At 55.9% G+C, this 25,371-nt stretch carries 22 protein-coding genes; 10 read left to right on the plus strand and 12 right to left on the minus strand.

Translation table 11 applies throughout. The features are described from left to right. Positions 1 to 102: 102 nt before the first annotated feature. From AWR26_RS11305 to AWR26_RS11315, 3 genes are all read right to left on the minus strand, one after another. Entirely contained in the window at positions 103 to 1,722 is a 1,620-nt protein-coding gene (locus AWR26_RS11305) for a methyl-accepting chemotaxis protein (protein ID WP_064565882.1), read from the minus strand. Between the two features lie 106 nt (positions 1,723 to 1,828). Then, positions 1,829 to 2,905: an alpha/beta fold hydrolase gene (locus AWR26_RS11310; RefSeq protein WP_064565884.1), complete on the minus strand. Its 1,077-nt coding sequence runs from the start codon at positions 2,903 to 2,905 to the stop codon at positions 1,829 to 1,831. A gap of 176 nt (positions 2,906 to 3,081) precedes the next feature. Then, positions 3,082 to 4,407 carry a cation:proton antiporter gene (locus tag AWR26_RS11315; RefSeq protein ID WP_064565885.1) on the minus strand — a complete coding sequence of 442 codons (1,326 nt, stop codon included), beginning with the start codon at positions 4,405 to 4,407 and terminating at the stop codon, positions 3,082 to 3,084. Positions 4,408 to 4,604: 197 nt separating this feature from the next. Between AWR26_RS11315 and AWR26_RS11320 the strand changes: the two genes are divergently transcribed. The 3 genes from AWR26_RS11320 to AWR26_RS11330 are packed head-to-tail and all read left to right on the plus strand — an operon-like array spanning position 4,605 to position 7,290. Next, the gene (locus AWR26_RS11320) at positions 4,605 to 5,513 is read left to right on the plus strand and encodes an SDR family oxidoreductase (protein ID WP_064565887.1); all 909 of its coding nucleotides are present in this window, start codon (positions 4,605 to 4,607) and stop codon (positions 5,511 to 5,513) included. Between the two features lie 38 nt (positions 5,514 to 5,551). After that, positions 5,552 to 6,745, plus strand: a complete 1,194-nt coding sequence (locus tag AWR26_RS11325) for a zinc-dependent alcohol dehydrogenase (RefSeq protein ID WP_064565889.1) — start codon at positions 5,552 to 5,554, stop codon at positions 6,743 to 6,745. Positions 6,746 to 6,795: 50 nt separating this feature from the next. Next, positions 6,796 to 7,290, plus strand: coding sequence for a 2-oxo-tetronate isomerase (locus AWR26_RS11330; protein ID WP_082934146.1), 495 nt, complete (start codon positions 6,796 to 6,798; stop codon positions 7,288 to 7,290). A 444-nt stretch (positions 7,291 to 7,734) separates the two neighbouring features. Here the strand turns inward: AWR26_RS11330 and AWR26_RS11335 are convergent, their stop codons facing one another. The 7 genes from AWR26_RS11335 to AWR26_RS11365 all read right to left on the minus strand — a co-directional run bounded on the left by AWR26_RS11335 (position 7,735) and on the right by AWR26_RS11365 (position 12,596). Then, complete coding sequence (locus AWR26_RS11335; RefSeq protein WP_082934097.1) at positions 7,735 to 7,863, minus strand: DUF2474 family protein; 129 nt, start codon at positions 7,861 to 7,863, stop codon at positions 7,735 to 7,737. After that, positions 7,863 to 8,873: a cytochrome d ubiquinol oxidase subunit II gene (gene cydB / locus AWR26_RS11340; protein WP_064565891.1), complete on the minus strand. Its 1,011-nt coding sequence runs from the start codon at positions 8,871 to 8,873 to the stop codon at positions 7,863 to 7,865. The genes AWR26_RS11335 and cydB overlap by 1 nt, the downstream gene beginning before the upstream one ends. Beyond that, positions 8,873 to 10,273: a cytochrome ubiquinol oxidase subunit I gene (locus tag AWR26_RS11345; RefSeq protein ID WP_064565893.1), complete on the minus strand. Its 1,401-nt coding sequence runs from the start codon at positions 10,271 to 10,273 to the stop codon at positions 8,873 to 8,875. Before AWR26_RS11345 ends, cydB begins: the two co-directional genes overlap by 1 nt. A gap of 66 nt (positions 10,274 to 10,339) precedes the next feature. Beyond that, positions 10,340 to 11,215, minus strand: a complete 876-nt coding sequence (locus tag AWR26_RS11350) for a manganese catalase family protein (RefSeq protein WP_043953366.1) — start codon at positions 11,213 to 11,215, stop codon at positions 10,340 to 10,342. Positions 11,216 to 11,236: 21 nt separating this feature from the next. Continuing rightward, positions 11,237 to 11,743, minus strand: a complete 507-nt coding sequence (locus tag AWR26_RS11355; RefSeq protein ID WP_064565895.1) for a ferritin-like domain-containing protein — start codon at positions 11,741 to 11,743, stop codon at positions 11,237 to 11,239. 78 nt (positions 11,744 to 11,821) lie between these two features. Next, positions 11,822 to 12,316: a YciE/YciF ferroxidase family protein gene (locus AWR26_RS11360; protein WP_064565897.1), complete on the minus strand. Its 495-nt coding sequence runs from the start codon at positions 12,314 to 12,316 to the stop codon at positions 11,822 to 11,824. A 97-nt stretch (positions 12,317 to 12,413) separates the two neighbouring features. Further along, a complete protein-coding gene (locus AWR26_RS11365) occupies positions 12,414 to 12,596 on the minus strand; it encodes a con-10 family general stress protein (RefSeq protein ID WP_064565899.1) in 183 nt (60 codons plus the stop codon). A 786-nt stretch (positions 12,597 to 13,382) separates the two neighbouring features. On the opposite strand from AWR26_RS11365, the gene AWR26_RS11370 reads away from it, so the two are divergent. Continuing rightward, complete coding sequence (locus AWR26_RS11370; protein ID WP_064565901.1) at positions 13,383 to 13,709, plus strand: four-helix bundle copper-binding protein; 327 nt, start codon at positions 13,383 to 13,385, stop codon at positions 13,707 to 13,709. A gap of 29 nt (positions 13,710 to 13,738) precedes the next feature. Here the strand turns inward: AWR26_RS11370 and AWR26_RS11375 are convergent, their stop codons facing one another. Further along, positions 13,739 to 16,129 (minus strand): phosphoketolase family protein, encoded by a 2,391-nt coding sequence (locus AWR26_RS11375; protein WP_064565903.1) that lies wholly within the window; start codon positions 16,127 to 16,129, stop codon positions 13,739 to 13,741. Between the two features lie 155 nt (positions 16,130 to 16,284). On the opposite strand from AWR26_RS11375, the gene AWR26_RS11380 reads away from it, so the two are divergent. From AWR26_RS11380 to AWR26_RS11395, 4 genes are all read left to right on the plus strand, one after another. Continuing rightward, complete coding sequence (locus AWR26_RS11380; protein WP_064565905.1) at positions 16,285 to 16,608, plus strand: hypothetical protein; 324 nt, start codon at positions 16,285 to 16,287, stop codon at positions 16,606 to 16,608. A gap of 82 nt (positions 16,609 to 16,690) precedes the next feature. After that, positions 16,691 to 17,191 (plus strand): hypothetical protein, encoded by a 501-nt coding sequence (locus AWR26_RS11385; RefSeq protein WP_064565907.1) that lies wholly within the window; start codon positions 16,691 to 16,693, stop codon positions 17,189 to 17,191. Positions 17,192 to 17,200: 9 nt separating this feature from the next. Continuing rightward, complete coding sequence (locus AWR26_RS11390; protein ID WP_043953373.1) at positions 17,201 to 17,647, plus strand: DUF421 domain-containing protein; 447 nt, start codon at positions 17,201 to 17,203, stop codon at positions 17,645 to 17,647. A gap of 217 nt (positions 17,648 to 17,864) precedes the next feature. Continuing rightward, the gene (locus AWR26_RS11395; protein ID WP_064565909.1) at positions 17,865 to 18,650 is read left to right on the plus strand and encodes a DUF3750 domain-containing protein; all 786 of its coding nucleotides are present in this window, start codon (positions 17,865 to 17,867) and stop codon (positions 18,648 to 18,650) included. A 65-nt stretch (positions 18,651 to 18,715) separates the two neighbouring features. Here the strand turns inward: AWR26_RS11395 and AWR26_RS11400 are convergent, their stop codons facing one another. Beyond that, positions 18,716 to 19,672 (minus strand): quinone oxidoreductase family protein, encoded by a 957-nt coding sequence (locus tag AWR26_RS11400; protein ID WP_064565911.1) that lies wholly within the window; start codon positions 19,670 to 19,672, stop codon positions 18,716 to 18,718. Positions 19,673 to 19,956: 284 nt separating this feature from the next. Here AWR26_RS11400 and atzF point away from each other — a divergent pair, with 284 nt between their 5' ends. Both atzF and uca read left to right on the plus strand, forming a co-directional pair. Then, positions 19,957 to 21,759, plus strand: coding sequence for an allophanate hydrolase (atzF, locus tag AWR26_RS11405; protein ID WP_064565913.1), 1,803 nt, complete (start codon positions 19,957 to 19,959; stop codon positions 21,757 to 21,759). After that, positions 21,752 to 25,366: an urea carboxylase gene (gene uca / locus AWR26_RS11410; RefSeq protein ID WP_064565915.1), complete on the plus strand. Its 3,615-nt coding sequence runs from the start codon at positions 21,752 to 21,754 to the stop codon at positions 25,364 to 25,366. The genes atzF and uca overlap by 8 nt, the downstream gene beginning before the upstream one ends. The last annotated feature ends 5 nt before the right edge of the window (positions 25,367 to 25,371 follow it).

Genomic DNA, 25,371 nt, shown 5'->3' on the forward strand with positions numbered 1-25,371 from the left:
GTCGGCGGGATATTGCCGGATATGCTGCGCAGGCGCGGGGCGGGGCGAAAAACATCCACGCCGTAGCGTGGATGTTGTCGGTTTAGCCTGTGGCAGACTTCCTTAATTGGCGTGAGCCAGCGCCATTCCCTGTGGTCCGGGGTGGCGGCCATTTCCTGATTGCAGCGATGCGTCATCAACGAGGAAGCGTGTGACAGACTGCTGCAAATTCACCACCTGCTGTTGCAGGGCGCTGGCGGCGGTCGCGACTTCGGAAACCAGCGATGCGTTCTGCTGAGTGACGCCGTCCATCTGATGAATGGCGATATTCATTTGCGAAATACCGCGCGTCTGCTCGCCGGAAGCCAGCATCACGTCATCCATGATCTCGACCACTTTTTTCACATCGACCATCACTTCGTTCATCGTCGCGCCAGCTTCTTTCACCAGCCCGGAACCCTGTTCGATGCGGCTAAGTGAATCACTGATCATCGTGCCAATCTCTTTTGCCGCCGTGGCGCTGCGCTGCGCCAGCACGCGCACTTCCGATGCCACCACCGCGAAGCCGCGTCCGGCCTCCCCGGCGCGGGCCGCTTCGACGGCGGCGTTCAGCGCCAGCAGGTTGGTCTGGAAGGCAATTCCATCAATCACACCGACAATATCGCCAATTTGCGCCGAGCTTTTTTCGATAGCATTCATGGTAGAAACCACTTCCGAAACCACGGTTGCGCCACGCGAAGCGGTGTCCGAGGCTTTTTGCGACAGTTCGTTCGCTTTGCGTGTGTTGTCTTCGTTATTTTTTACCGTCGCCATAATCTGCTCCATGCTGGAGGCGGTTTCATCCAGCGAGGCGGCCTGTTGCTCGGTACGGCTGGAGAGATCGATATTGCCGGAAGCAATCTCTTCCACGCCGGAGCCGATGGCATCCGTACCGCTACGCACCATGCGCACCATATTCTCCAGACCATCGCGCATACGCCGTACGGCGGCGAAGAGTTGGGCGATTTCGTTTTTCCCGGCAACATCAATGCGCGCGCGCAAATCGCCCTCGGCAATACGGTCAAACACAGTAATCACGTTATTGAGCGGTTTGACAATCAGGTTGGTCATCACTGACCACGCCAGGCCCGCCAGTACCAGCGCACAGGCAATTGAGAAGTAGAGAACAAACTCCATGCGTTTAACGCGGTTGTTGGAGTCATCATAGGCGTGGTCAATGCTTTTAATTTTAAACGCGACCAGCGATTTGGAGGCCTTATCAAATGCCGCATACAGCGCGGTTGATTTCCCGGCACGCTGGCGATATTCGTCAAGTTTGCCCGCTTTCAGCGCCGCAAAGGCCGGATCGATAAATTCATTCATCAGCGCGGCGCGGGTGGTGGCCATTTCATTGGCGATAACTTGCTCTTCAGCCGATTGCGGATATTTCAGGTACTCCTGCCATTTGCCGCTGGCGCTATCAATTTTGCCGCGTGCGCGCTCCAGCGCGACGTTGGCTTTCTCGGTTTCGCCGTTACCGACCAGCGATTCATACAAGCGTAAATCCAGACGACCACGCAGTAGTAGCTCGGAACTCTCATTTAAGGCAACCAGACCGGGCAAGACTTCCGTATCAACGCGGGCAAAGGATTTATTCCCGGATTGCACTGCCACCAATCCCAGAATACCCACGAACAGTAATAAGGCCGTCAGTGAAAATATCATCATGCTAAGAGCAGTACGGATCTTTATTCGACGAAACATAGCGTTTTCCCTGTTACCGATGAATGAAAAAAGAAAAGAGGGGTGAAAATAACGTTGTTATGCGAAAAATCAGGAAGCAACGTGCGTCGCTTCCTGGGTAAAGAAATTACTTTTTATCCTGCCGTTGAGGTGTGGCGGCCAAAAAAGCGCGCAGTTTGTCGCGGTAAAATTTTGCCGACATCATGGTGCCGTGGCCGCTGGTTTCCACGCTGGCTGGAATAAGAAAAAGCTCAGCCTGTTTTATTTTGTGGAGCTCGCCGCTGAGGATCCCGGTTTCTACCGGATTACGTTCATCATCGGCGGAGTTAATGATCAGCATTGGCGCGGTAATACGGTTTAAGGCCGGTAACGCGTTATAGTTCGCCGAAGAGCCCCAGATATAAATAAAGTCGTTGGCATCCGCAGTGACCGGCGCGGCCAGACGTTCATCCACCAGTTTATCGGCCAGCGCACGGGTTGGCGCTTTATGCTGGTAATTCAGCGTGCCGCCGGTGGTGGCAATACTGAACATAATATTGGCGGTCTTCAGCGCAGGCGGTTGCTGCTGGTAATTGCCCTGCGCCCAGGCCGGATCGGCTTTAATCGACTCAATTAACATGCGCCGCATCATCCAGTTACGGCCAGAAAGCTCGTTGGGCTGTGAGGCCATCGGCACCAGCGCATCCATCATCGTCGGGTATTTTTCCCCCCACAGCCAGGTCTGCATACCGCCCATCGAATAACCCATCACCAGGCGCAAATGCGAAATACCGAGTCCTTCTTTAATTAAGCGATATTGCGCGGTCACCATATCGTCATAATCGTAGTGCGGAAAGTTCATGCGCAAACCATCTGACGGTTTGGAGGATTTCCCCGAGCCAATACTTTCCGGGATGATGATGAAATATTTACTGCTATCGAGCGCTGCGCCGGGGGTAAATAACTCACCGGCAAATCCTGGGGCCAGCAACGCTTTAATCGGCTGGTTCGTTCCGTGCAGGAGTAATACCGCAGGTTTGCTGCGATCGCCGAGCGTGTAGTAATGAATACGCAGATCGTTGAGTTTTTCACCGCTATTAAAGGTGAATTCGTTGGCGACCCAGTCGCCTTCCTGAACAGTGGGTGCTGAATTTGCTGCGTGAGATAAAGGTGATAAAGCTAACAGAATGGCGAGCGTCGTTCCTGATATTATGCGAAAGAACATAAAGTAACTCTTTAGTATGTGCAGGTTCCGGGAATTCGATAGTAATTTCAATTCAGATAAATCCCAATTAATATCAAAAACATCACCAGAAAATAATATTCTGTCCTCCTTTTTTGCGTTTTAACGAGACGTTTTTAATACAGTTTCTCTTATGTAAGATGCATCGGGTTCATCTCTTAATCCTGCTCCCACTTGCGGCGCAGCCTCAGTAACGGAGTGACCGAGATACCGTGGATCAGCACGCTGAAGGTCACTATCGTAATGGCGATATCCGCCAGTTCGCCCGCGCGGGCGCTGTCCAGCCCGTGCATATACGCATACGCAATATAATTCAGGCTGCCGATGCCGCGGATCCCCAGCCATCCGAGGCTCAGACGGTGAAACAGCGACTCTCCCGAACGCCAGGTCAGCAGCAGCACCGACAGCGGTCGAATAATGACGAACAGCATGAAAGCCAGCACCAGGGCGGGCATATCCCAGTGCTGTGCCAGCGTGACGCCGAGAATAATCACCAGCACCGCCGCAAATATCCGCTCAACCGTATCGCCAAAGGAGAGGGCATCGCCAATCACCAGCCCCACCGATTTGATCGGGTTATGTTCTTCCAGCGCGTGCCGCGCGTGGGGATTGACCTGCATTTCCGCCGGTAAGTCGTGCTCAACCTCTTTCTGGTCCGGATGCCTTTTCTGCACGCTGACTTCGGCGCTGCGCAGCCCAACCCCGGCAGCAAACGCGGCCAGAAAACCGGAGGCGCTGACGGCCATGGCAAGGGAGAAACTGAGGCAGATCAGCGATAGCGCGACAAAATCGCTGGGGGCCACTTCACCCTGAGCATGCCGCGAGCGGGTGGCGATAAGCCCAATGCTGCGCCCCAGCAAAAAACCGATAGCCAGCCCGCCCACCAATGCCCACACCAGATCGATGCTCAGCCAGCTAAGCCACTCATCGGTGCTGATGCTGCCGCCAGCCCGATGCCAGATCAGCGCCAGCATCAAAAATGGCAGAGCGGTGCCGTCATTCAACCCGGCTTCGCTGGAGAGGGCGATTCGGAGCTGGTCGCCATCTCTGGCATCGTTGATGGAGACCAGGCTTGCCAGCACCGGATCGGTCGGGGCGAGGATCGCGGCAAGCGCCAGCGACAGCGGCCAGGAGAGATCGGCCATGAAATGGGCGGCCAGCATCATTCCGCCGATAGTGAGCAACATGCCGGGTAGCGCCAGTTTGATTCCCATCTTCCAGTAAGGCGACGTCAGCGGCAGGCGAATTTTTAACCCGGTAATAAACAGCGAAGCCGCCATGGCGATTTCCGTCACCCGGCTGGTCAGCGTGGCGTGCGCGGCAATATCAATATTGAGAATATTAAATACCCAGGGACCGCAGGCAATACCCACCAAAAGATAAAGGCCAAAAACCGACACCGGTGCACGGCTTATCCAGCCATAAGAGAGTGACATCAATAATAATAAACAGCCGGTTGCTGCCGTCCACGCCAAATATCCCATATCTCTCCACTGTGTCGTTTAGCTATTTAAAAGGGTATAGACGCTGCAGAGACGATATTCCAGAATATTGCAAAGCGAGGCGGTAAATTAGCTGTCGTAAACGGTGAAATATTATTTTCAGCTTCGTTATTTTTATTCATCGCTATTTTTGTTCTACCCTTTATGTTCGTGGTAATTAAACATGAAGAGGTAAGCGAATGGATAGCACAAATAACCCGAAGCACACCACAAATCAGACTAATACCGAAAACTACCCGGTTCCGCCATTTCCACATCAAAAACAGCCGTTCCCGGGCCTTATCGGGAAAATGGAGCCGCGTCCCGATCACGGTGAAAAAAGTTACCAGGGCAGCGGTCGGCTGAATGGCCGTAAGGCGCTGATCACCGGCGGCGATTCCGGTATTGGCCGCGCTGTTGCCATTGCCTTTGCCCGCGAAGGCGCCGATGTGGCTATCAACTATCTGCCAGCGGAAGAGGATGACGCGCGGGAAGTGATTGCCCTGATCCAGGAAGCCGGGCGCAAGGCAGTGGCAATCCCCGGCGATATCCGTGATGAAACGTTCTGCCAGCAATTAGTGGAACAGGCCAGCGAAGCGTTAGGCGGGCTGGATCTGCTGGTGAATAACGCCGGGCGTCAGCAATTCTGTGAATCGATAGAAGAACTGACCACCGAAGCGTTTGATGCCACGTTCAAAACTAACGTCTACGCGATGTTCTGGATAACGAAAGCCGCGCTGAAAAAGATGTCCCGCGGGGCGGCAATTATTAATACCACTTCCGTTCAGGCGTACGAACCGAGCGAAATACTGCTCGATTACGCCCAGACCAAAGCGGCTATTGCGACGTTTACCAAATCCCTCGCCAAACAACTGGGGCCGAAAGGGATCCGCGTGAACGCCGTTGCGCCTGGCCCATACTGGACCGCGCTGCAATGTTGCGGCGGACAGCCGCAGGAAAAAATCGAGCAGTTTGGCGCTTCCGCGCCGCTCGGCCGTCCAGGCCAGCCGGCAGAGATTGCGCCGCTGTATGTCACCCTGGCTTCGTCTGAAAACAGCTATGCGTCGGGCCAGGTCTGGTGTTCTGACGGTGGTACGGGAACCGTGTAACGCGCCGCCCTTTTTTATCAACGTCAGGAGAATCGCCTGTGAAAGCATTAACGTATCACGGACCTCATAGCGTCAAAGTCGAGAATGTCGCCGATCCGGGGCTGGCTGCCCCGGACGACATCATTCTGCGCGTGACCGCGACAGCGATTTGTGGCTCCGATCTGCATCTGTACCGCGGCAAAATTCCGGGTACGCATCATGGCGATATCTTCGGCCACGAATTTATGGGCGAGGTTGTCGAAGCCGGGCCGGAAGTGAAAAACGTCAGCAAGGGCGATCGGGTGGTGATCCCGTTTGTGATCGCCTGCGGCGACTGTTTTTTCTGCCGGTTGCAGCAATATTCGGCCTGTGAAAGCACCAACAGCGGGCGGGGCGCGGCGCTGAATCGCAAGAGCATCACGCCGCCCGCCGCGCTGTTTGGCTACAGCAGCCTGTACGGCGGTGTTCCGGGCGGGCAGGCGGAGTATGTCCGCGTGCCGAAAGCCAACACCGGGCCTTTTAAAGTCCCGGACATTCTGCCGGATGAGAAGGTGCTGTTCCTCTCCGATATTCTGCCGACGGCCTGGCAGGCGGTGATCAATGCCGAAGTGAAACCGGGTTCGCGGGTGGCCATTTACGGTGCCGGGCCGGTGGGATTGCTGACGGCGGCCTGCGCGCGCTTTAAAGGCGCTGAGCAGATTTTTATCGTCGATCACAACGATTACCGGCTGGAGTTCGCCCGGCAACGCTATGGCGCGATCCCGATTAACTTCGATAAAAACGACGATCCCGCGGCGTGGATTATCGAAAATACGCCGGGCAACCGGGGCGTTGATGCGGTCATTGATGCTGTGGGCTTTGAAGCGAAAGGCAGCATCACAGAAACCGTACTGAGCACGCTCAAAATTGAAGGCAGCAGCGGGAAAGCGCTGCGGCAATGTATCGCCGCGGTGCGGCGTGGCGGCATTGTCAGCGTGCCGGGCGTCTACGCCGGGTTTATCCATGGCTTTATGTTCGGCGATGCCTTCGATAAAGGGCTGACCTTCAAAATGGGGCAGACGCATGTTCATGCCTGGCTGCCGGAATTGCTGGCGCTTGTCGAACAGGGACACCTGACGCCGGAGGAGATTATTACTCACCATATGCCGCTGGAAGAGGCGGCGCGTGGGTATGAAATCTTCGAAAAACGCCAGGAAGAGTGCCGCAAAGTGATTCTCGTGCCCGGCATGAAGGCGGAAAAAGCTACCGTTTGATTCTTCAACAGGCGCAGCGCCGTCTGCGCCTTTACTCTGAGGGCGATTTGATGACCACACCTTCGTTATCTATTGCCAATGAACTGGGGCGGTTGTTAACGGAAAAGAAGCTGCAACTGGCGACGGCGGAGTCCTGCACCGGCGGGATGATCGCCTCGTCGTTATGCGCAGCGGAGAATACCCCGTCGTTTTATGGCAGCGGGTTTGTGACCTTTACCGACGAAGCCAAGATGATCATGCTTGGCGTCAGTCGCGAAACCCTTACCGAGCACACGGCGGTAAGCGAACAGGCCGTTATTGAGATGGCGGCGGGCGCCGTGCGCCAGTCGCAGGCGCATATCGGCATTGCGGTTAGCGGCTACGCCGGGCCGGACGGCGGCGAAGATGGTACGCCAGCGGGCACGATCTGGTTTGCCTGGCAGCTTGCTGACAACAGCATTCATACCCGGGTGAAACAGTTTACCGGCGACAGCGAAGCGAATATCAAAGAGGCAACCAATTATGCTCTCGGCCGATTAATTCGCTTATTAGCCGAATCGGACTAAATGCTGAAGAAGGGGTACTGAAATAAAACAAGCGCAGCGGGAAATATACTCTTCCTGCTGCCGCTTGGCTGTTTTTTCCTTTACCGGGCTATAGTGAAAAATCTGCGTAAATAATGAGGAGGTAACAATGTTACAGGTTGAAAAAGACGATCCCCATGAAGCACCGGAATCCGGCGATAAAAAACCCGTTCCGCCAAAAAAATAATCGTAAACCGGGCCACATGCGTGGCCTTTTTTAACGACATAAGAAAATACCTAAATATCTCTGGATAAGGCGATAACCGCCTGACAATTTGGCTTCCATCAAGCAGCCGCGCCGCCAGAAACGCAAAAATTTCTGCTGATCAGTTTTGCGTTACTGGTGTCTATTACACTGCTTTATATATAACCGCTGGGGATTTCGCGTTTTCAGCGGCAAGATTGAGTAACCCTTCCTGCGCTGCCTTACGCGCGTAGCCCGGCCATTGACATCAGCAGCCTGAGCACAGAGCTGACGAGAAACAGGGCCAGCACGCTGGCAAACCACAGCCCAACAAACCACATGATTTTCGGTGCGATACGTTTAAATGACATCAGTGATACCCCGCGCCATGCTGGATTTTTCCGCGAAACACGTAGTAGCTCCAGAAAGTGTAAACCAGGATCACCGGAATAATCAGCAGTGCGCCAACCAGCATAAAGCCCTGGCTTTGCGGCGGCGCGGCGGCCTGCCACAGCGTGATATCCGGCGGAATAATATGCGGCCAGATACTGATGCCCAGCCCGCTAAAGCCGAGGAAAATCAGCCCCAGCGTCAGAATGAACGGCAAAATATGGTATTGCGCATTGCTCAGCGTATGCCATAACCAGACGCTAAAGAGGATCGCCAGCAGCGGAACCGGGGCAAAAAACCAGATATTCGGCCGGCTGAACCAGCGTTCGGCGATCGCTGCATGGGAAAGCGGTGTCCACAGGCTGATCGCGGCCATCGCCACCAGCAGCGCCAGCAACAGCGTTCTGGCGACAACACGCATTTTCTGTTGCAGGTTTCCTTCGCTTTTCATCACCAGCCAACTGGCACCCAACAGGCCATACGTGATGACCAGACCAACGCCGCAGAACAGGTTAAAGGGCGTTAGCCAGTCGAGCGAACCGCCGCTGAAAGTACGGCCGGTGACAGGAAAACCGTTGATCACCGCGCCGACTACCACGCCCTGCATAAAGGTCGCCAGCAGCGATCCGGCGAGAAAGGACTTATCCCAGAACGGCTTATGATTCGGAGTGGCTTTAAAACGGAACTCAAACGCCACGCCACGAAAAATAAGACCGATCAACATTAATGTCAGCGGAATGGCCAGCGCATCGGCGATCACCGCATAAGCGAGAGGAAACGCGCCAAAAAGCCCGGCGCCGCCGAGCACCAGCCAGGTTTCGTTGCCATCCCACACCGGCGCGACGCTGTTCACCATAATATCCCGTTCGCCGCCATCCTGAATCGCCGGGAAGAGAATACCGATGCCCAGATCGAAGCCGTCCATCACGATATACATCAGCGTGGCAAAGACGATGATGACAAACCAGATCAGCGATAAATCGATGCCCATTATTTTTCCTCCTCCGCCTGCAAATGCTCACCCGCCGCCGAGAGCGGGCGCGCCGGTCTGCCGTCTGTTGCATGTTCATCCCAGGGCTGCGGCCCTTTCTTAATCAACCGCACCATATAGCTGTAGCCGACGCCGAAGACCGAGGTGTACACCACGATAAAGGCCAGCAGGCTCAGGCTCATCTGTAAGGTGCTATGCAGGGAAACCGCATCCGCCGTGCGCAGCAGCCCATAGACGACCCAGGGTTGTCGCCCGACTTCGGTGGTCACCCAACCGGCAAGAATGGCAATCAACCCCGCCGGGCCCATGCACAGCGCGAAGTACAGGAAGGGGCGCGATGTATATAGCCGCTGGCGGAAACGTAACCACAAAGCGGCAACGCCGAGCGCAATCATCAATAGCCCCATCCCGACCATCAGACGAAATGACCAGAAGACAATCGTGGAGTTGGGCCGATCCGCTTTCGGGAAATCTTTCAGCGCAGGCACTTGTTCGTGCAGCGAGTGGGTGAGGATCAGGCTGCCGAGAGAAGGGATTTCCACCGCGTATCGCGTGCGCTCTTGTTCCATATCCGGCAAGCCAAACAGCAACAACGGCGTGGCTTCGCCGGGCGGATTTTCCCAGTGCCCCTCAATGGCGGCGATCTTCGCGGGCTGATGCTTCAGCGTGTTCAGGCCATGCATATCGCCAATAAAGGCCTGGATCGGCGCAACGGCCAGCGCCATCCACATCGCCATCGACAGCATCTTGCGAATTGCCGGTGTGTCATTGCGGTGCAGCAAGTGCCAGGCGGCGGAAGCGCCGACGAAGAGGGCAGTGCTGAGAAACGCGGCAATGGTCATATGCAGCAAACGGTACGGGAATGACGGGTTAAAAATGACCGCAAACCAGTCGACAGGGATCACCTGACCATTTTCAATGGCAAACCCTTGCGGCGTATGCATCCAGCTATTGGAGGCCAGGATCCAGAACGTAGACATCAGCGTGCCGAGCGCCACCATGCAGGTGGCAAAAAAGTGCAGCCCCGGCCCCACTTTATTCCAGCCAAACAGCATGACGCCGAGAAAACCCGCCTCAAGGAAGAAAGCGGTCAGCACCTCATAGGTGAGCAATGGCCCGGTAATACTGCCGGCAAACTGGGAAAAGCCGCTCCAGTTGGTACCAAACTGATAGGCCATTACCAGCCCGGACACCACGCCCATACCGAAGTTGACGGCGAAGATCTTCAGCCAGAAGTGATACATCGCGCGCCAGTCGGGATTTTTGGTTTTCAGCCATAACCCTTCAAGCACCACCAGATAGCTGGCGAGCCCGATAGTGATGGCGGGAAAAATAATGTGAAACGAGACCGTAAAGGCGAACTGAAGCCTTGCCAGATGGAACGCATCGAATTCGAACATGCCCGGTTACCCCACAAAAAAACACCCCTAAACTAAGGGGTGAATATGACAGGTTATCAATAAGTATTATTTCTCTTGCGGCTCGCCGCTACCGAGCTCAGCACCGGTCAGCGGATCAACACCAGGATCGGATTGCGTACGTTCCGCCATCGCTTTCAGCAGTGCACGCTGTTTATCGTTGAGTTGCACCGTGGCGAGGCCATCGCCGCCATCCACGGCAGGTTGCGGATCGGCCACGTAGTCGAAGTTCTCGTCGCTATTCCAGCTTCCGCGCGGATCATCGCCTTCGGACATGTTGTAGTACACATTGCTGTACTGTTCGATGGGCGGCAATTTACCAGGCGGGAAGTTATTACGAATGGAATAGAGCGCCTTCTCGAAGGAGAGCTGATGCGCCGCTTCTCGCGTCATCAGGAAACTCAGCGCATCTTTAACGCCCGGATCGTCCGTGACATTAATCAGCCGTTCGTAAATAATTTTCGCGCGCGCTTCCGCCGCAATATTGGAGCGCATATCCGCCGTGACTTCGCCAATGGTATCAATATAAGCCGCCGTCCACGGCACGCCGCCGGAATTCGTCAGGGCAGGGCCACCGCCATATAATAGCGAGGTAATATGGCTGTCATTGCCATTGGCGGTTAATGAGCGATAAAGTTCCGCCTCTTTTTCTGTCCCTTCTGCCAGCTCGCCTTTCGCGCCTTTATTCAGCATGCCGACCAGAGTTCCAATAATTTCCAGATGGCTTAATTCTTCGGTGGCAATATCCATCAACATCTCTTTGCGACCCACATCGTCATCACCCAGACCCTGGGTGAAATAACGGCAGGCGGCCGCCAGCTCGCCTTGCGGGCCGCCGAACTGTTCCAGTAAGAGGTTTGCCAGCCCTGGGTTTGGCTCACTGACGCGTACGGTGTACTGTAGTTGTTTTACGTGTCGAAACATAAATTCTCCTGATGATTTTGTTTATTTTTTAGCTTCCACACCAGCGGCGGCATCGCGAAGTAAAAATTGTTCGGTAACGTCGGGTAAATGATTAAATGCCCATTCAGCCATCGCTTTCTCTTCGGCGAGAATTTGTTTGAAAATATCGATGCTGGCAATATCACCGACTTTTTCTGCCGCTGCAATTAACGACGTATAACAGGCAATTTCAAATTGCTCAAATACGTAGCTGCTAATTGAGCCTTTGACAACTTCATCAGAAGCAAACATGCCTCCAACAGCCTGACCCATCGCACTCATTTTACTGGTCGCATCTTTCATTAATGAGCGATTAATATTGTTGCGATCGAGAACCTCTTCCAGAAGTTTAATCTGTCCTTGAGTTTCAGTTAAGTGCTGCTCAATTCTTGCACGCAAGTCGGGATAATTTTCGATGCGGCTGCTCATTGCGCTGAGCATCGATTCGGCTTGTTTTTCCATGGCGTGTGCGTCGCGTAGCCAGTCATGATAATTTTCTTGCGGTGTCATAGTACATTCCTCTATTTTCGGGCTGTCTCACTGACCCTGAAGAATAATATTATCAGGGATGACATGTGCTGGCGGTTATTAGCTTCCAGCTTTCTGATTAATACTTGAAGTGGCTATTTTGGTAAGTAATGTATCGGTGGTTTTTTCTTCTTCTAAGGTTTCAGCAAGTAATTGCTGCGCCTTTTTCAGACCTAACTGACTGGCGAGGGTACAAAGTGTACCGTAGGAAGCAATTTCGTAATGTTCGACTTTTTGCGCTGCTGCAATCAGCCCGGCATCACGTACGCTGCCTTTTTCCGTGGCTTCAATGACCTCATTGGCTTCATCGATCAGCCCTTCCATAGCGTGACATTTCATGCGCTTAAGCTTGATTTCAGGCTCTGCTTCTACCAACTGGTCGAGGCGCTCAATCTGCCCCTGGGTTTCTTCATAGTGCTTTTTAAAAGCCTCAGACAGCTCGCTGCTTGAAGACTCACGCGCCAGTTTGGAGAGAGCGCGGGTCAGTTGCTTTTCCGCGCTGTAAATATCAGAGAGGGAATGAATAAATAGATCAGTAAGGGAATTAATCTGCATAGCGAATTACCTTTCATGCAAGAGAAAATAATGGCGAGCCGTTTCGACTCGCCGTAAAATACAAATAACTTAATGCTCGAAGCAAGGTGGTTAGGTATTATTCGCCTGATTTTCGGCCGCCGCCATGGCTATTTTGACCGCCTTTTTTCCCGGCTTCAGATGCGCGTTGCGGATCATTTTTGAAATTACCGCCGCTATGTTGACCACCTTTACGACCAGCTTCGGATGCTTTATCACGATCTTCTGCGAAATTACCAGAACCGCCACGATGTTCAGCCATGTTATTTCTCCAGTTTCGTTGTTTAAAATAAAACGACATATTTTGCATCTCAATGTCGTCGGTGTTCGTAATTAAAGTTAGTCGCTATCGATAATTAGTCAAACCGAAGCGGGAAAAATTGCCATGATGAAAAATTAGTCACTGAATGGATATTCCAGATTTGTTGTATCGGTCATATATCTTTGCAGATAAAGAAGTTATGGCCTGTTTTTATAGAAATGAAATAGTAATCATGGTTACAAAATGCCTGAAATGACGGCAAAATAGCCGAAATAGTGACTTTTGTTTACGCACCGGCATTGTCCTGCAATGAATTTATATAAATTTTGTTAATCTTTTTAAGACAAATCTTACCGGGAGAGGAGATGAAGCTGTGATGTATCGCACAGTTAACTTCTATTTTCTGCAGGACGCAGGAGTCGGCGCTTTAGCTGAAATAAAAAAACCTTCAGGAACAGCAAATCCGGACCGATCCTGAAGGCATGCAAATGCATATTCGCTACCGGGATTAGTCTGCTAACAATTAAGAAAAGCGCCCTCAGAATAGTCCTGGTTAAGTTGCATCATCAATGGATGTTACTATTTCGCAGCGTAAATAATTAGATGGCACTTATTTTAACTTATTGATTTTAAGTGTTTTTAATTTATTTTTGTTGAACAACATTTCTGCCGGGAAATATTTGCGCTGTGTTTGAATGCCTTATTATTGTGCAGAAAAAATTAATAATTCGCGTAAATGCAGCCTTCGTACACACTTAATATCTTCGACAACAGAAGGAGGAGTTTATGCAAACCGAACATAAAACCTGTAGCGATGCCTGTTACCAATGCGCCATTGCCTGCGAGCATTGCGCCGCGAGTTGTCTGAATGAAGAGGATATGGCAATGATGCGTGACTGCATCAAACTGGATCTCCAGTGTGCGGCGCTCTGTCGGCTGGTGGGGCAGTTCATGGCGCTGGAGAATGACTATCTGCAGCCGCTGTGCCGGGTGTGCGTGGATATCTGTAAATCCTGCGCTGAAGAGTGCAGCAGACACCCGCACGATCACTGCCAGCAGTGCGCGCAGGCGTGTCGAACCTGCGCGCAAGCCTGTTTGCAGATGGCCGCCTGATGCGGGCATAAGCGCGGTGGCGCTGCCCGCTATTCCGGCGCAGCGTCGCTGCCTTGCTGTGACGGCCATTTCCAGTTCTGCACTTCCGGCAGATCTTCACCGTATTCGCGGACATAACGATGATGGGCGGCGATTTTCTCCTGTAACACATCAAGGATCGCGTCCGCTTTCCCCTGCAGCGACGGCACGCGTAATATCGCTTCCTGCGCCAGATGAAAGCGATCCAACTCATTCAGCACCGTCATATCAAACGGCGTGGTGGTGGTGCCTTCCTCCATAAAACCGCGCACGTGGAAATTGCGGTGGTTATGGCGCAGGTAGGTTAACCGGTGGATCAAACTGGGGTAACCGTGGAAAGCGAAAACTACCGGTTTATCGACGGTGAAAAGGGCATCAAACGCCTGCTCGCTCAGGCCATGCGGGTGCTGATCGTGGGTCTGTAACGCCATTAAATCGACGACGTTCACCACCTGAATGCGCAACGCTGGCAGGAATTCACGCAGCAGGTCGACCGCCGCGAGCGTCTCCATGGTGGGCACGTCACCGGCACAGGCCATCACCACATCCGGCGTTTCACCTTCCTCAACTGTGCCCGCCCAGTACCAGATCCCCATTCCATCCGCGCAGTGCTTTGCGGCACCCTCCAGCGTCAGCCACTGCGGCGCAGGCTGTTTCCCGGCGACAATCACATTGATGCGATCCCAGGTTTTCAGGCAGTGATCCGCCACACAGAGCAGCGTGTTGGCATCCGGCGGCAGATAAATGCGCACAATATCGGCTTTCTTGTTGGCAACGTGATCGATAAAGCCGGGATCCTGATGGCTATAACCGTTGTGATCCTGGCGCCAGACATGGGACGAGAGCAGGTAATTCAGCGAGGAAATGGGAGCCCGCCACGGCAATTTGCGCGTCACTTTCAGCCACTTGGCATGCTGATTAAACATCGAATCGACAATATGAATAAACGCTTCGTAACAGTTAAACAGACCGTGCCGCCCGGTGAGCAGATACCCTTCCAGCCAGCCCTGACACTGGTGCTCGCTGAGAATTTCCATTACCCGGCCATCGGGCGCGAGCTGTTCATCCCACGGTTTTTGCGCCGCCTGCCACGTGCGGTTGGTGACATCGAACACCTTACTCAGGCGATTAGATGCCGTTTCATCCGGGCCAAAAAGACGGAAGTTATCCGGGTTTTGCTGGAAGATGCCAGCCAGATATGCGCCGAGCGCCGCTGTGGATTCCGCCTGGATTTCACCGGGCGAGGTGACCTCCACGGCGTACGATTGCAATGCCGGTGTCACCAGTTCGCGGCGTAACCGCCCGCCATTTGCCCACGGCGACGCGCCCATGCGTTTATCCCCGGACGGTGCCAGCGCGCGCAGTTCCGCCTTTAACTGACCGTGTTCATCAAAGAGATCCTGCGGCTGGTAGCTTTGCATCCAGCGCTGCAGGATCTGGCGATGCTCGTCGTTTTCCCGGCATGAAGAGACCGGCACCTGGTGCGCGCGCCAGAAATCTTCCACCTTTTTGCCGTCCACGGTTTGTGGACCGGTCCAGCCTTTCGGGCTACGCAACAGAATGAGCGGCCAGCGCGGTAAACGCTCTGCTGCCTGATGGCCGCGCGCCTGCTGCTGAAAATCCGCAATGCGGTCAAGGGCGCTGTCCAGTGCCTGCGCCATATCGCGATGCATTTGCTCCGGCTCATGCCCGCTGACCAGCAGGGGTTCATACCCGTAGCCGCGAAACAGTTGAAACAGATCTTCATCGCTGGCGCGTCCGAGGATCGTCGGGTTAGCAATCTTGTACCCATTCAGATGCAAAATCGGCAGCACCGCGCCGTCGCGCGCGGCATTGAGGAATTTAATTCCGTGCCAGCTTGCGGCCAGCGGGCCGGTTTCCGCTTCGCCATCGCCAATCACGCAGGCGGCAATTAACGACGGGTTATCAAATACCGCGCCAAAGGCATGCGCCAGCGAGTAACCCAACTCGCCACCTTCATTAATAGAACCGGGCGTTTCCGGCGCGGCATGGCTGGGGATGCCGCCGGGAAAAGAGAACTGGCGGAACAATTTTTTCATCCCCTGCGCATCCTGGCTCACCTGCGGGTAAATCTCGCTGTAAGAGCCTTCAAGCCACGTATTCGCCACCATGCCCGGCCCGCCGTGCCCCGGACCGCAGATAGAGATCATATCGAGATCGCGCTGGCGTATCACGCGGTTGAGATGGGCATAAATAAAGTTAAGGCCGGGCGTGGTTCCCCAGTGTCCCAGCAGGCGCGGCTTGATGTGTTCCGGCTTGAGGGGTTCGCGTAGTAAGGGGTTATCCATCAGGTAAATTTGTCCGACGGAGAGGTAATTCGCGGCGCGCCAGTAGCGATCGATCAACTGGATGTCATGGTCAGATAGGGAAGATGCCGTCATGCGTTCTCCTTTTGTATGGTTGCGATGAGCTAGAGGGAGCTCCTGTAAAAATGGGTTCCCCTTAAGCCTGGCATAGATGTTAAGGAGGGGCGTCGGGACGCGATTTCTGGCCGATGTTGTAAGCTTGATAGAGGTTCATCCAGCGGAGACGGTCAATGGCGAAAACAGTGATGCAGGAATATCTGGTTCTGGGCGGCGAGCACCATGGCGAAGTCTGGCGCGGCGTTTACCCGGCGCTCTGGTTAACGCTGCCGGATAACGATAAACGCGCCGGGCAGTTTTATACGCGCGACAGCGGAGAGAAGATCGTGTTACGCCCGGACGCGCAGCTTTTTATTACCGAATGGAAATCGCCGCAAGGTTCGACCTGGTTACTGATTGCCGAAGAAAATTTAACCGAATTTGATATTGCCGAAGAGATCGCCCGCATTTTCCCGCCGCTGCGCCCTCTGGATGGGCCGTCCGACGATTTCGCCTGAATCTGATAGCGAAAGCGAGCCAGGCTGCCAGGCTTCTGGATAGTGTTTTTCATCTCTGGAAAGCGAAACGGCGAGGGACATAATGAAACGCAACGAGACGTTGCCAGGCGTAGCTGAAAAGGCCTGGGCGCTGAATTTCGAAGCCGGGTTTCGGCGCATCGGGGCTTTTGTGCTGCTGGCGATTATTATCGCCGCGCTGAGCGGCGTTTTTTCCGGCGGCTATTTTAGCCCGGCTGACAAAAGTAATGCTCAGCAGACGCTGAAAATTCACTATGAGCGATTCGGGCGTCTGCAAAACGCCCAGACGCTAAAAATCACCCTGCAAACCCAGGCGGCGAAGAAATATGTCATCAGCCTCGGTGGCGCGTTCAATGAGAATTATCAACACGGCAATGTCTGGCCCCAGCCCGACAGCATGTACAGCCGGGGAGAGACGCTCTACCTGGTTTATAACAACATCACCCGCAGCGGCGATTTTACGGTGTGGCTGAATACCACACCAGGCACGCCGGGAAAATCGATGAATACCGTCGCAGTTAATGACGAACCGGGCATCCGGTTCTGGCAGTTCATTTATCCGTAGGAGAACAACATGGAAATGGTGCTGCGGGCGTTGGCGATCTATTTCATCCTGTTACTGGTTTTTAAAGTGGTGGGGCGCCGCGCGTTATTAGAGATGACCAGCTTTGACCTGATTCTGCTGTTAATCATCAGTGAGGCCACGCAACAGGCGCTTCTCGGCAATGACTTTTCCGTTACCGGTGCAATGCTGACCATTATTACGCTGGTGGCGGTCGATATTTTGTTTGGGCTGGTGAAAAAATATCTCTCCGGGGCGGAGTCGGTCATTGATGGTTCGCCGGTTATCCTCGTTGAAAATGGCATTCCCCTTGTCGATAAACTGCAAAAAGTGGATGTCTCCTGCGATGATATTCTGGTCGCAGCGCGACAGAATCAGGGTATTACCGAGTTGAGTAAAATCCGCTATGCCATTCTCGAACGCAATGGGCATATCTCCATTATTCCCGTTGAGGGGTAAGCCACGGTAAGCAAATGCACGCGGCGCGTTGTCCGGCTGCTTCCGGGCAACTCGCTTGTGTGCGGCGCTATTTATCTTTGCGGGCTTCGCCGCGTTTTGGATTTTTATGCTATTCGGCCTGTTTCCCCAGCCCACCAGCGCGGCGGCGTCTTGCCGGGCAAAAAAACACCAGTACAATGGGCAGACGCTGAATTCTCCCTTCTGTTAGCAGGCCGCCATGATCGTCATAAAAACCTTTTTCCTGAGCCTGCTGTGCATCACGCTGCTCTCCCTTGCCGTCAGCCTTGCTCAGGCAATGCACCAGCGGGACACGCGCACGCAGCACGGGTGGTGGGATGCCCGGCGTGATTCTGCCGGTATTGCGCCTGATGCGCGCATAAATGCCCAACTTGCTATCGTGCAGGTTTATGCCGCACCTACCTGGGGCTGGAAAGGGGCGGTGGCGGTGCATCCATGGATCATTTTCAAACGCGCCGGGGAAACACATTATAACCGCTACGAGGTGATTAGCTGGGGCGCAGGCGATAAGGTGCGGCGTAACAGTAATATTCCCGATGGCTACTGGTACGGCGCACAGCCGCGCTTGCTGGTCGATCACCGTGGCCCGCAGGCCGAAGCGATGATCCCGCAGATTGAAGCGGCGATTGCCTCTTACCCGTGGCCGCAGACCTACCACGCCTGGCCTGGGCCGAACAGCAATACTTTTCTCGCGCATATCGGGCGCGAAGTCCCGGCGCTGAAGCTGGATCTGCCCGCCAATGCGGTCGGCAAAGATTTCCGCTCGCTGCGCAATCCGATTGGCCTGCCACCTTCCGGGCGCGGCGTGCAGGTCTCTCTGCTCGGTGTCGCAGGCGTAACGCTGGGGGCGGAAGAGGGGTTTGAACTCAATCTGCTGGGGCTGAATGTTGGGCTGGGTTTCACGCCGCTGCGCCTGCGTCTGCCGTTTATTGGCGGTCTCGGCAGCGACAATTTGCAGAAAGAGACCGCGGAACGCGCGCCGTAAGCGCGGCGCTCCGCTGCCAGCATCCTGACCTGGCTCTGCTTATCCTCAGCCTGCAATAATGGCCTTCAGGGGCGCAGAATAATGCGCCCGAGCACGCGGTTCTCTTCGGCGTAACGGTGGGCTTCCACCACATCCTGTAGCGCAAACTCGCGATCAATAAGCACCCGTAACACGCCATCGCGCGCCTGCGCCAGCAGCCCGTCAACGGAGGCTCTGGCCTGTTCGTTAGCCAGTTCGCGCCCCCAGAATAGCCCGCTCAGCGTCTGATTGGCCTGCTGTAACGCCGCTAAATCGGCGCGGGTACTGCCCCCGGCGTTACCGGCCAGCACCACGGTTCCGCCTTCTCGCAGGCAGGCGAAGGAGAGTTCCAGCGTGGAGCCCACCAGATCCAGCACGCTGTCCACGCCGCGCTGTTGGGTGAGCGTTTGCACCTCGGCCACAATATCCTGCTGGCGGTAATCAAGCGCCACATCAAGGCCCAGTTCGTGAAGTTTTGCCACGCGGGCGCTGCCGGAAAGTGTCGCCAGCACGCGCGCGCCACGCGCTTTCGCCAGTTGAATGGCCGCCACGCCAACGCCGCCCGCACCGCCCTGGATCAGCAGCGTTTCGCCCGCCTGAAGATGCAGGCGCGAAGAGAGCGCCCAGGCGGCGGTGCCAAAACTCACCGGGATCGCGGCGGCGGTCACCACATCCAGCCCATCGGGGATAACCCAGCTCCATGCGGCGGGCGCAGCGCGGTATTGGGCATGTGAACCGTTAAGCGCAATAGTGGCAACGCGCTGGCCGGGCTGGCGGTTTTGCACATTTTTACCTACCGCCACAATGGTGCCCGCCGCCGAATAGCCGGGGATAGTGCCCCGCGAAGAAGGGGCGGCGGTGGCGCGATTAATCACATCACCGCCTTCAAGGGCGATCGCTTCAACCTTAATCAATACCTCGTCTGCGCCGCAAACGGGCTGCGGCACATCGATATAGCGCAATACGTCCGGTTTTCCGGCCTGAAAATAGACAGCGGCTCTCATCTTTTCTCCTCGCTATTACGCAAAGGGCTCGCGCAGGTTTATAGGTTAATCAGGCAAAGAATAGCGGCATACCGCCATAATTGAATATTCTGATATTGCTTATAGATATCTGTTTTTCCAATAGTAATTGCACTGCCATTGCGCGCAGATGTTCAGAAAGGGTGCAGGTGGTTTTTGAAAAAACAGGCACAAAATAGCGTTTTTACTTTAAAAACAAGGTATTGAATTTCTGGCATGCCGCTTGCTGATTGAATTCCATCTTGTATACCAACAGGAATTCAACGATGGCGTTAATGACAGGAAAAACACTGGCTGCATGGCAGCAGCGCATCCGGCAGGAGAGTGAGTCGGTTTATTCGCTTTTAAAAGCGCATATAGATGCTTTATCCCTTGAGGATAATGCCTGGCTGGTGATCGCCAGCGACGCGCAGTTGCAGGCGCAAATTACTGCGTTACTGCCGCTGTACCGCAATAACCCGGATGCGTTTCCGCTGTTCGGCGTACCTTTCGCCGTCAAAGACAATGTGGATGTGGCGGGCTGGCCGACCACGGCGGCGTGCCCGGCGCTCGAATTTATCGCTGAAAGAGATGCCACTGCCGTCGCCCGGCTGAAAGCGGCGGGGGCGATTGTGATTGGTAAAACCAACCTCGATCAGTTCGCCACCGGGCTGGTCGGCACGCGTTCCCCCTACGGTGCGGTGCCAAACACTTTTGATCCGGCGTATGTCAGCGGCGGTTCCAGTTCGGGATCGGCTTCGGTGGTGGCGCGTGGCCTGGTGCCGTTTGCCTTTGGTACCGACACCGCCGGTTCGGGCCGCGTGCCTGCCGGGTTTAACAATATTGTCGGGCTGAAGCCAACCAAAGGCTGGCTCTCTGCAACCGGCGTGCTGCCTGCTTGTCGTCTGAATGACACGCTGTCGGTGTTTGCCCTGACGGTGGAAGATGCGTTTTACATTGCGACGCTGGCGGGTGGCGCAGACAGTGAAGATGCCTATTCGCGCGTTAACCCGGCAACCGCGCCGGCGGCCATCCCGCAAAACCCGGTTTTCGCTATCCCGGCAGAGCTGCGTTTCTTTGGCGATGCGCAGGCTGAAGCCGCCTGGCTGAAGGCGCTGGAGGCGTTGCGTGCCGGCGGCGCAACGTTGCAGCCGATCGATTTCTCGCCGTTCTACCAGCTTGCTGAGCAGCTTTATCAGGGGCCGTGGGTGGCGGAACGTACCGCCTCTGTCGGCGAGATGCTGCAACACCCGGAGCAGATGGACCCCACCGTGCACACCATTATTTCCGCCGGGTTGAACTACAGCGCGGTGGATGCCTTTAACGCGGAGTACCTGCGTGCAGAGCTGACGCAAAAAATTCAGCGCGCCCTGAGCGAGGTTGATGCGCTGGTGGTCCCGACATCGCCTACCATCCATACGCTGGAAGAGATGAAGCAGGAGCCGATTCTCTTCAACTCGCAGTTTGGCACCTACACCAACTTTACCAATCTTGCTGATCTTTGTGCGCTGGCCTTGCCTGCGCCATTTCGCGCCGACGGTTTACCGGCCGGGATCACGCTGATCGCCCCGGCCTGGCATGACCGTGCGCTGGCGGATTTTGGCCTGCGCTGGCAGCAGCAACTGGCGCTGCCGCTCGGCGCGACCGGCCAGCCATTCACTCCGCCAGCGATGGCATTACCGGTTTCTCAACACCATGTTCGCGTTGCCGTAGTAGGTGCGCATCTGCGCGGCATGCCGCTGAACTTCCAGCTCACCAGCCGCGATGCCGCGTTTGTCGAAGCCACCGAAACCGCGCCGTGCTACCGGCTGTATGCACTGGCAAACACCACACCGCCCAAGCCGGGCATTGCCCGCCAGGCGCAGGGCGCGGCCATTGCGGTGGAGCTGTGGGATATCCCGCTCGCGCGTTTTGGTGAATTTGTCGCGGAGATCCCCGCGCCGCTCGGTATTGGTTCGCTGGAGCTGGCCGATGGCCGCTGGGTGAAAGGGTTTATCTGCGAACCGGCAGCGCTGCACGATGCCACCGACATTACTGAATTTAAAGGCTGGCGTAACTGGATTGCCCGCCAGGAGAGCAAACATGTTTAACACCGTACTGATTGCCAACCGGGGCGAAATTGCCTGTCGCGCCATCCGCACGCTGCAACGTCTGGGTATCAAAAGCGTGGCGGTCTATTCCGACGCTGATAAAAATGCCGAACATGTCAAACAGGCCGATATTGCCGTGGCACTCGGCGGCGAAAAGGCCAGCGACAGTTATCTGCGTATCGACAAAATCATCGCCGCAGCGCAGGAAACGGGGGCACAGGCTATCTGGCCGGGTTACGGATTTTTGTCGGAAAGCCTGCCGTTTGCCGCCGCCTGTGAACAGGCGGGCATTGTTTTTGTCGGCCCGACGGCACAACAGATTGGTGAGTTTGGGCTGAAACATCGGGCGCGCGAGCTGGCTGCCGAGGCGGGCGTGCCGATGACGCCGGGCACCGGGCTGCTCGACTCGCTGGATGCAGCGCTGGCAGCCGCAGCGAATATTGGCTATCCGGTGATGCTGAAAAGCACGGCGGGCGGCGGTGGTATTGGTCTGACGCGCTGCGCCAATGCGCAGGCGCTCCATGATGCCTGGGAGAGCGTGCGGCGGCTTGGCGAACAGTTTTTTAGCGACGCCGGCGTGTTTGTCGAGCGCTGCATCGATCGCGCGCGGCATATTGAAGTGCAGATCTTTGGCGACGGCAAAGGCAATGTCGTGGCGCTCGGCGAGCGCGACTGCTCATTGCAGCGCCGCAACCAGAAAGTGGTGGAAGAAACCCCGGCGCCAAACCTGCCAGCCACTACCCGTGAAGCGCTGCTCAGCGCGGCGGTGCAGCTTGGCAAACTGGTCAATTACCGCAGCGCGGGCACCGTGGAATTTATCTACGACGCGCAGCGGGATGCGTTCTACTTTCTGGAGGTCAACACCCGTTTGCAGGTGGAGCATCCGGTCACCGAGTGCGTTACCGGGCTGGATCTGGTCGAGTGCATGCTGCGCGTGGCGGCGGATGAAGCGATTGACTGGGGGCGTCTGCAACAGGCACCGCAAGGCGCGGCCATCGAAGTGCGTATCTATGCCGAAAACCCGCTGAAAAACTTCCAGCCCAGTCCTGGCGTATTAACCGAAGTGGCTTTCCCGCAGGGTGTGCGTGTGGATACCGGCGTGACCACCGGCAGTGAAGTGTCGGCATTTTATGATCCGATGATCGCCAAACTGATTGTTCATGGCGACAGCCGCGAAGAGGCGCTGGCAAAATTGCAGGCGGCGCTCGACGCCACCCGCCTGCACGGCATTACCACCAACCTGGATTATCTGCGCCAGATCACCGCCAGCGAAGCCTTCCGTCATGGCAGCATGTGGACGCGGATGCTCGACAGTGTTGACGCGCACGCGCCGGTGATTGAGGTGCTGCAACCGGGAACCTGGAGCAGCGTTCAGGATTATCCGGGCCGCCTCGGTTATTGGGATATCGGCGTGCCGCCTTCCGGCCCGATGGATGATTTTGCTTTCCGCCTGGCCAACCGCATTGTTGGTAACCACGAGGCGGCGGCGGGGCTGGAGTTCACCCTGCAAGGTCCGGTGCTGCAATTTCACAGCGCAGCGGTGATCGCCCTGACCGGGGCAGATTGTCAGGCGACGCTGGATGGCGAAGCGGTGCCATTATGGCAACCGATCACCGTTAACGCCGGGCAGATTCTGGCGTATGGGCGCGCGCAGGTCGGCTGCCGCGCGTATCTCGCGGTGCGTAACGGCATTGATGTGCCGCAATACCTTGGCAGCCGCTCCACCTTTGCACTCGGGCAGTTTGGCGGCCACGCCGGACGCACGCTGAAAGTCGCCGATCTGCTGCCGATTTCGCGCCCGCAACTGGCCGCCTGTACTACGCCCGCGCCGGTGAGCGAACCCCAGGCGATTAGCCCGTCGCTGATCCCGGAGTATGGCGAACTGTGGCGCATTGGTGTGCTGTACGGGCCGCACGGCGCGCCGGATTTCTTTACCCAGGACGCGATCGACGAGTTCTTCGCCAGCGACTGGCAAGTGCATTACAACTCAAACCGCCTCGGCGTGCGGCTGGTTGGGCCGAAACCAAGCTGGACGCGGCCAAACGGCGGTGAAGCCGGTCTGCACCCCTCTAACGTTCACGACTGCGAATACGCCATTGGCGCAATTAACTTTACCGGCGACTTCCCGGTGATCCTTACCCGCGATGGCCCGAGCCTCGGCGGTTTTGTCTGCCCGGTGACCATCGCTAAAGCCGAGCTGTGGAAAGTCGGGCAGGTCAAACCGGGCGATCGCATCCGCTTCTACCCGATCAGCGTGGAAGAGGCGGTGGCGCGGGAAAAAGCGCAGGAGCGCAGCATTGAGACGCTGCATGCCAGCCAACTGGCGGAATTCACTACGCCATCCCTTGCCGATCGCGACGGCGTTTCTGCCACCGCGCTGGTGTCGCTGCCTGCCGCTGCTGGCGCACCGGCGATTGTCTATCGCCAGGCCGGGGATAACTACATTCTGATTGAGTATGGCGACAACGTGCTGGATCTGGCGCTGCGTCTGCGTGTTCACCTGCTGATGGAACAACTGCGCAAACGGGCGCATCCGGGCGTGAAAGAGCTGTCGCCAGGCGTGCGTTCTTTGCAGGTGCGTTATGACAGCCTCGCCATTAGCCAGCAGGAACTGGTAGCGCTGCTGCTGGAGCTGGAGTCGCACATTGGCGATGTCAGCCAGATGAAAGTGCCATCACGCATTGTGCATCTGCCGATGGCGTTTGAAGACAGCGCCACGCTGGATGCGGTCAGCCGCTACAAAGACACGGTGCGCGCGACAGCGCCGTGGTTGCCTAACAACGTCGACTTTATTCAGCGTATCAACGGCCTGGCAAGCCGCGAAGCGGTGAAGGCGACGATTTTTGACGCCAGCTATCTGATCCTGGGCCTTGGCGATGTCTATCTCGGCGCACCCTGCGCGGTGCCGATCGATCCGCGTCATCGTCTGCTGAGTTCCAAATATAACCCGGCGCGTACCTTTACCGCCGAAGGCACCGTTGGGATCGGCGGGATGTACATGTGCATCTACGGCATGGATTCCCCCGGCGGCTATCAACTGGTGGGCCGCACGCTGCCTATCTGGAACAAGTTCCTCAAAAACGCGCAATTTGCCGCCAACGAGCCGTGGCTGCTGCACTTCTTCGACCAGGTGCGCTTCTACCCGGTGAGTGAAGCGGAACTTACTCAGTTACGTGACGATTTCCGCGAAGGCCGCGCCACCATCCGCATTGAAGAGACGGTGTTTGATTTCCCGCAGCATTTGCAGTTCCTGCGCGATAACGCCGCCGACATTGCCGAATTCCGCACCCGCCAGGCGGAAGCCTTCGAAGCGGAAGTGGAGCGCTGGCAACTGGACGATCAGGCCAGCGTAGCGGAAAGCCAGCCGCCGGAAGCAATCGCCGAGGATGACGACGCATTGCCGGTGTGCGCCGATATGAGCGGCAACATCTGGAAGGTGCTGGTTAATCCCGGCGATGCCGTGACGGAAGGCCAGCCGCTGGTGATCGTCGAAGCGATGAAGATGGAGCTGGCCATCAACGCGCCGCAGAGCGGCAAGGTTAAACGTATTGCCTGCCAGCCGGGGCGTCCGGTTAGCCCCGGCGACACGCTGCTGTGGCTGGAATAAGGGAG

This window comes from Kosakonia oryzae, assembly GCF_001658025.2.
Taxonomy (GTDB): domain Bacteria; phylum Pseudomonadota; class Gammaproteobacteria; order Enterobacterales; family Enterobacteriaceae; genus Kosakonia; species Kosakonia oryzae.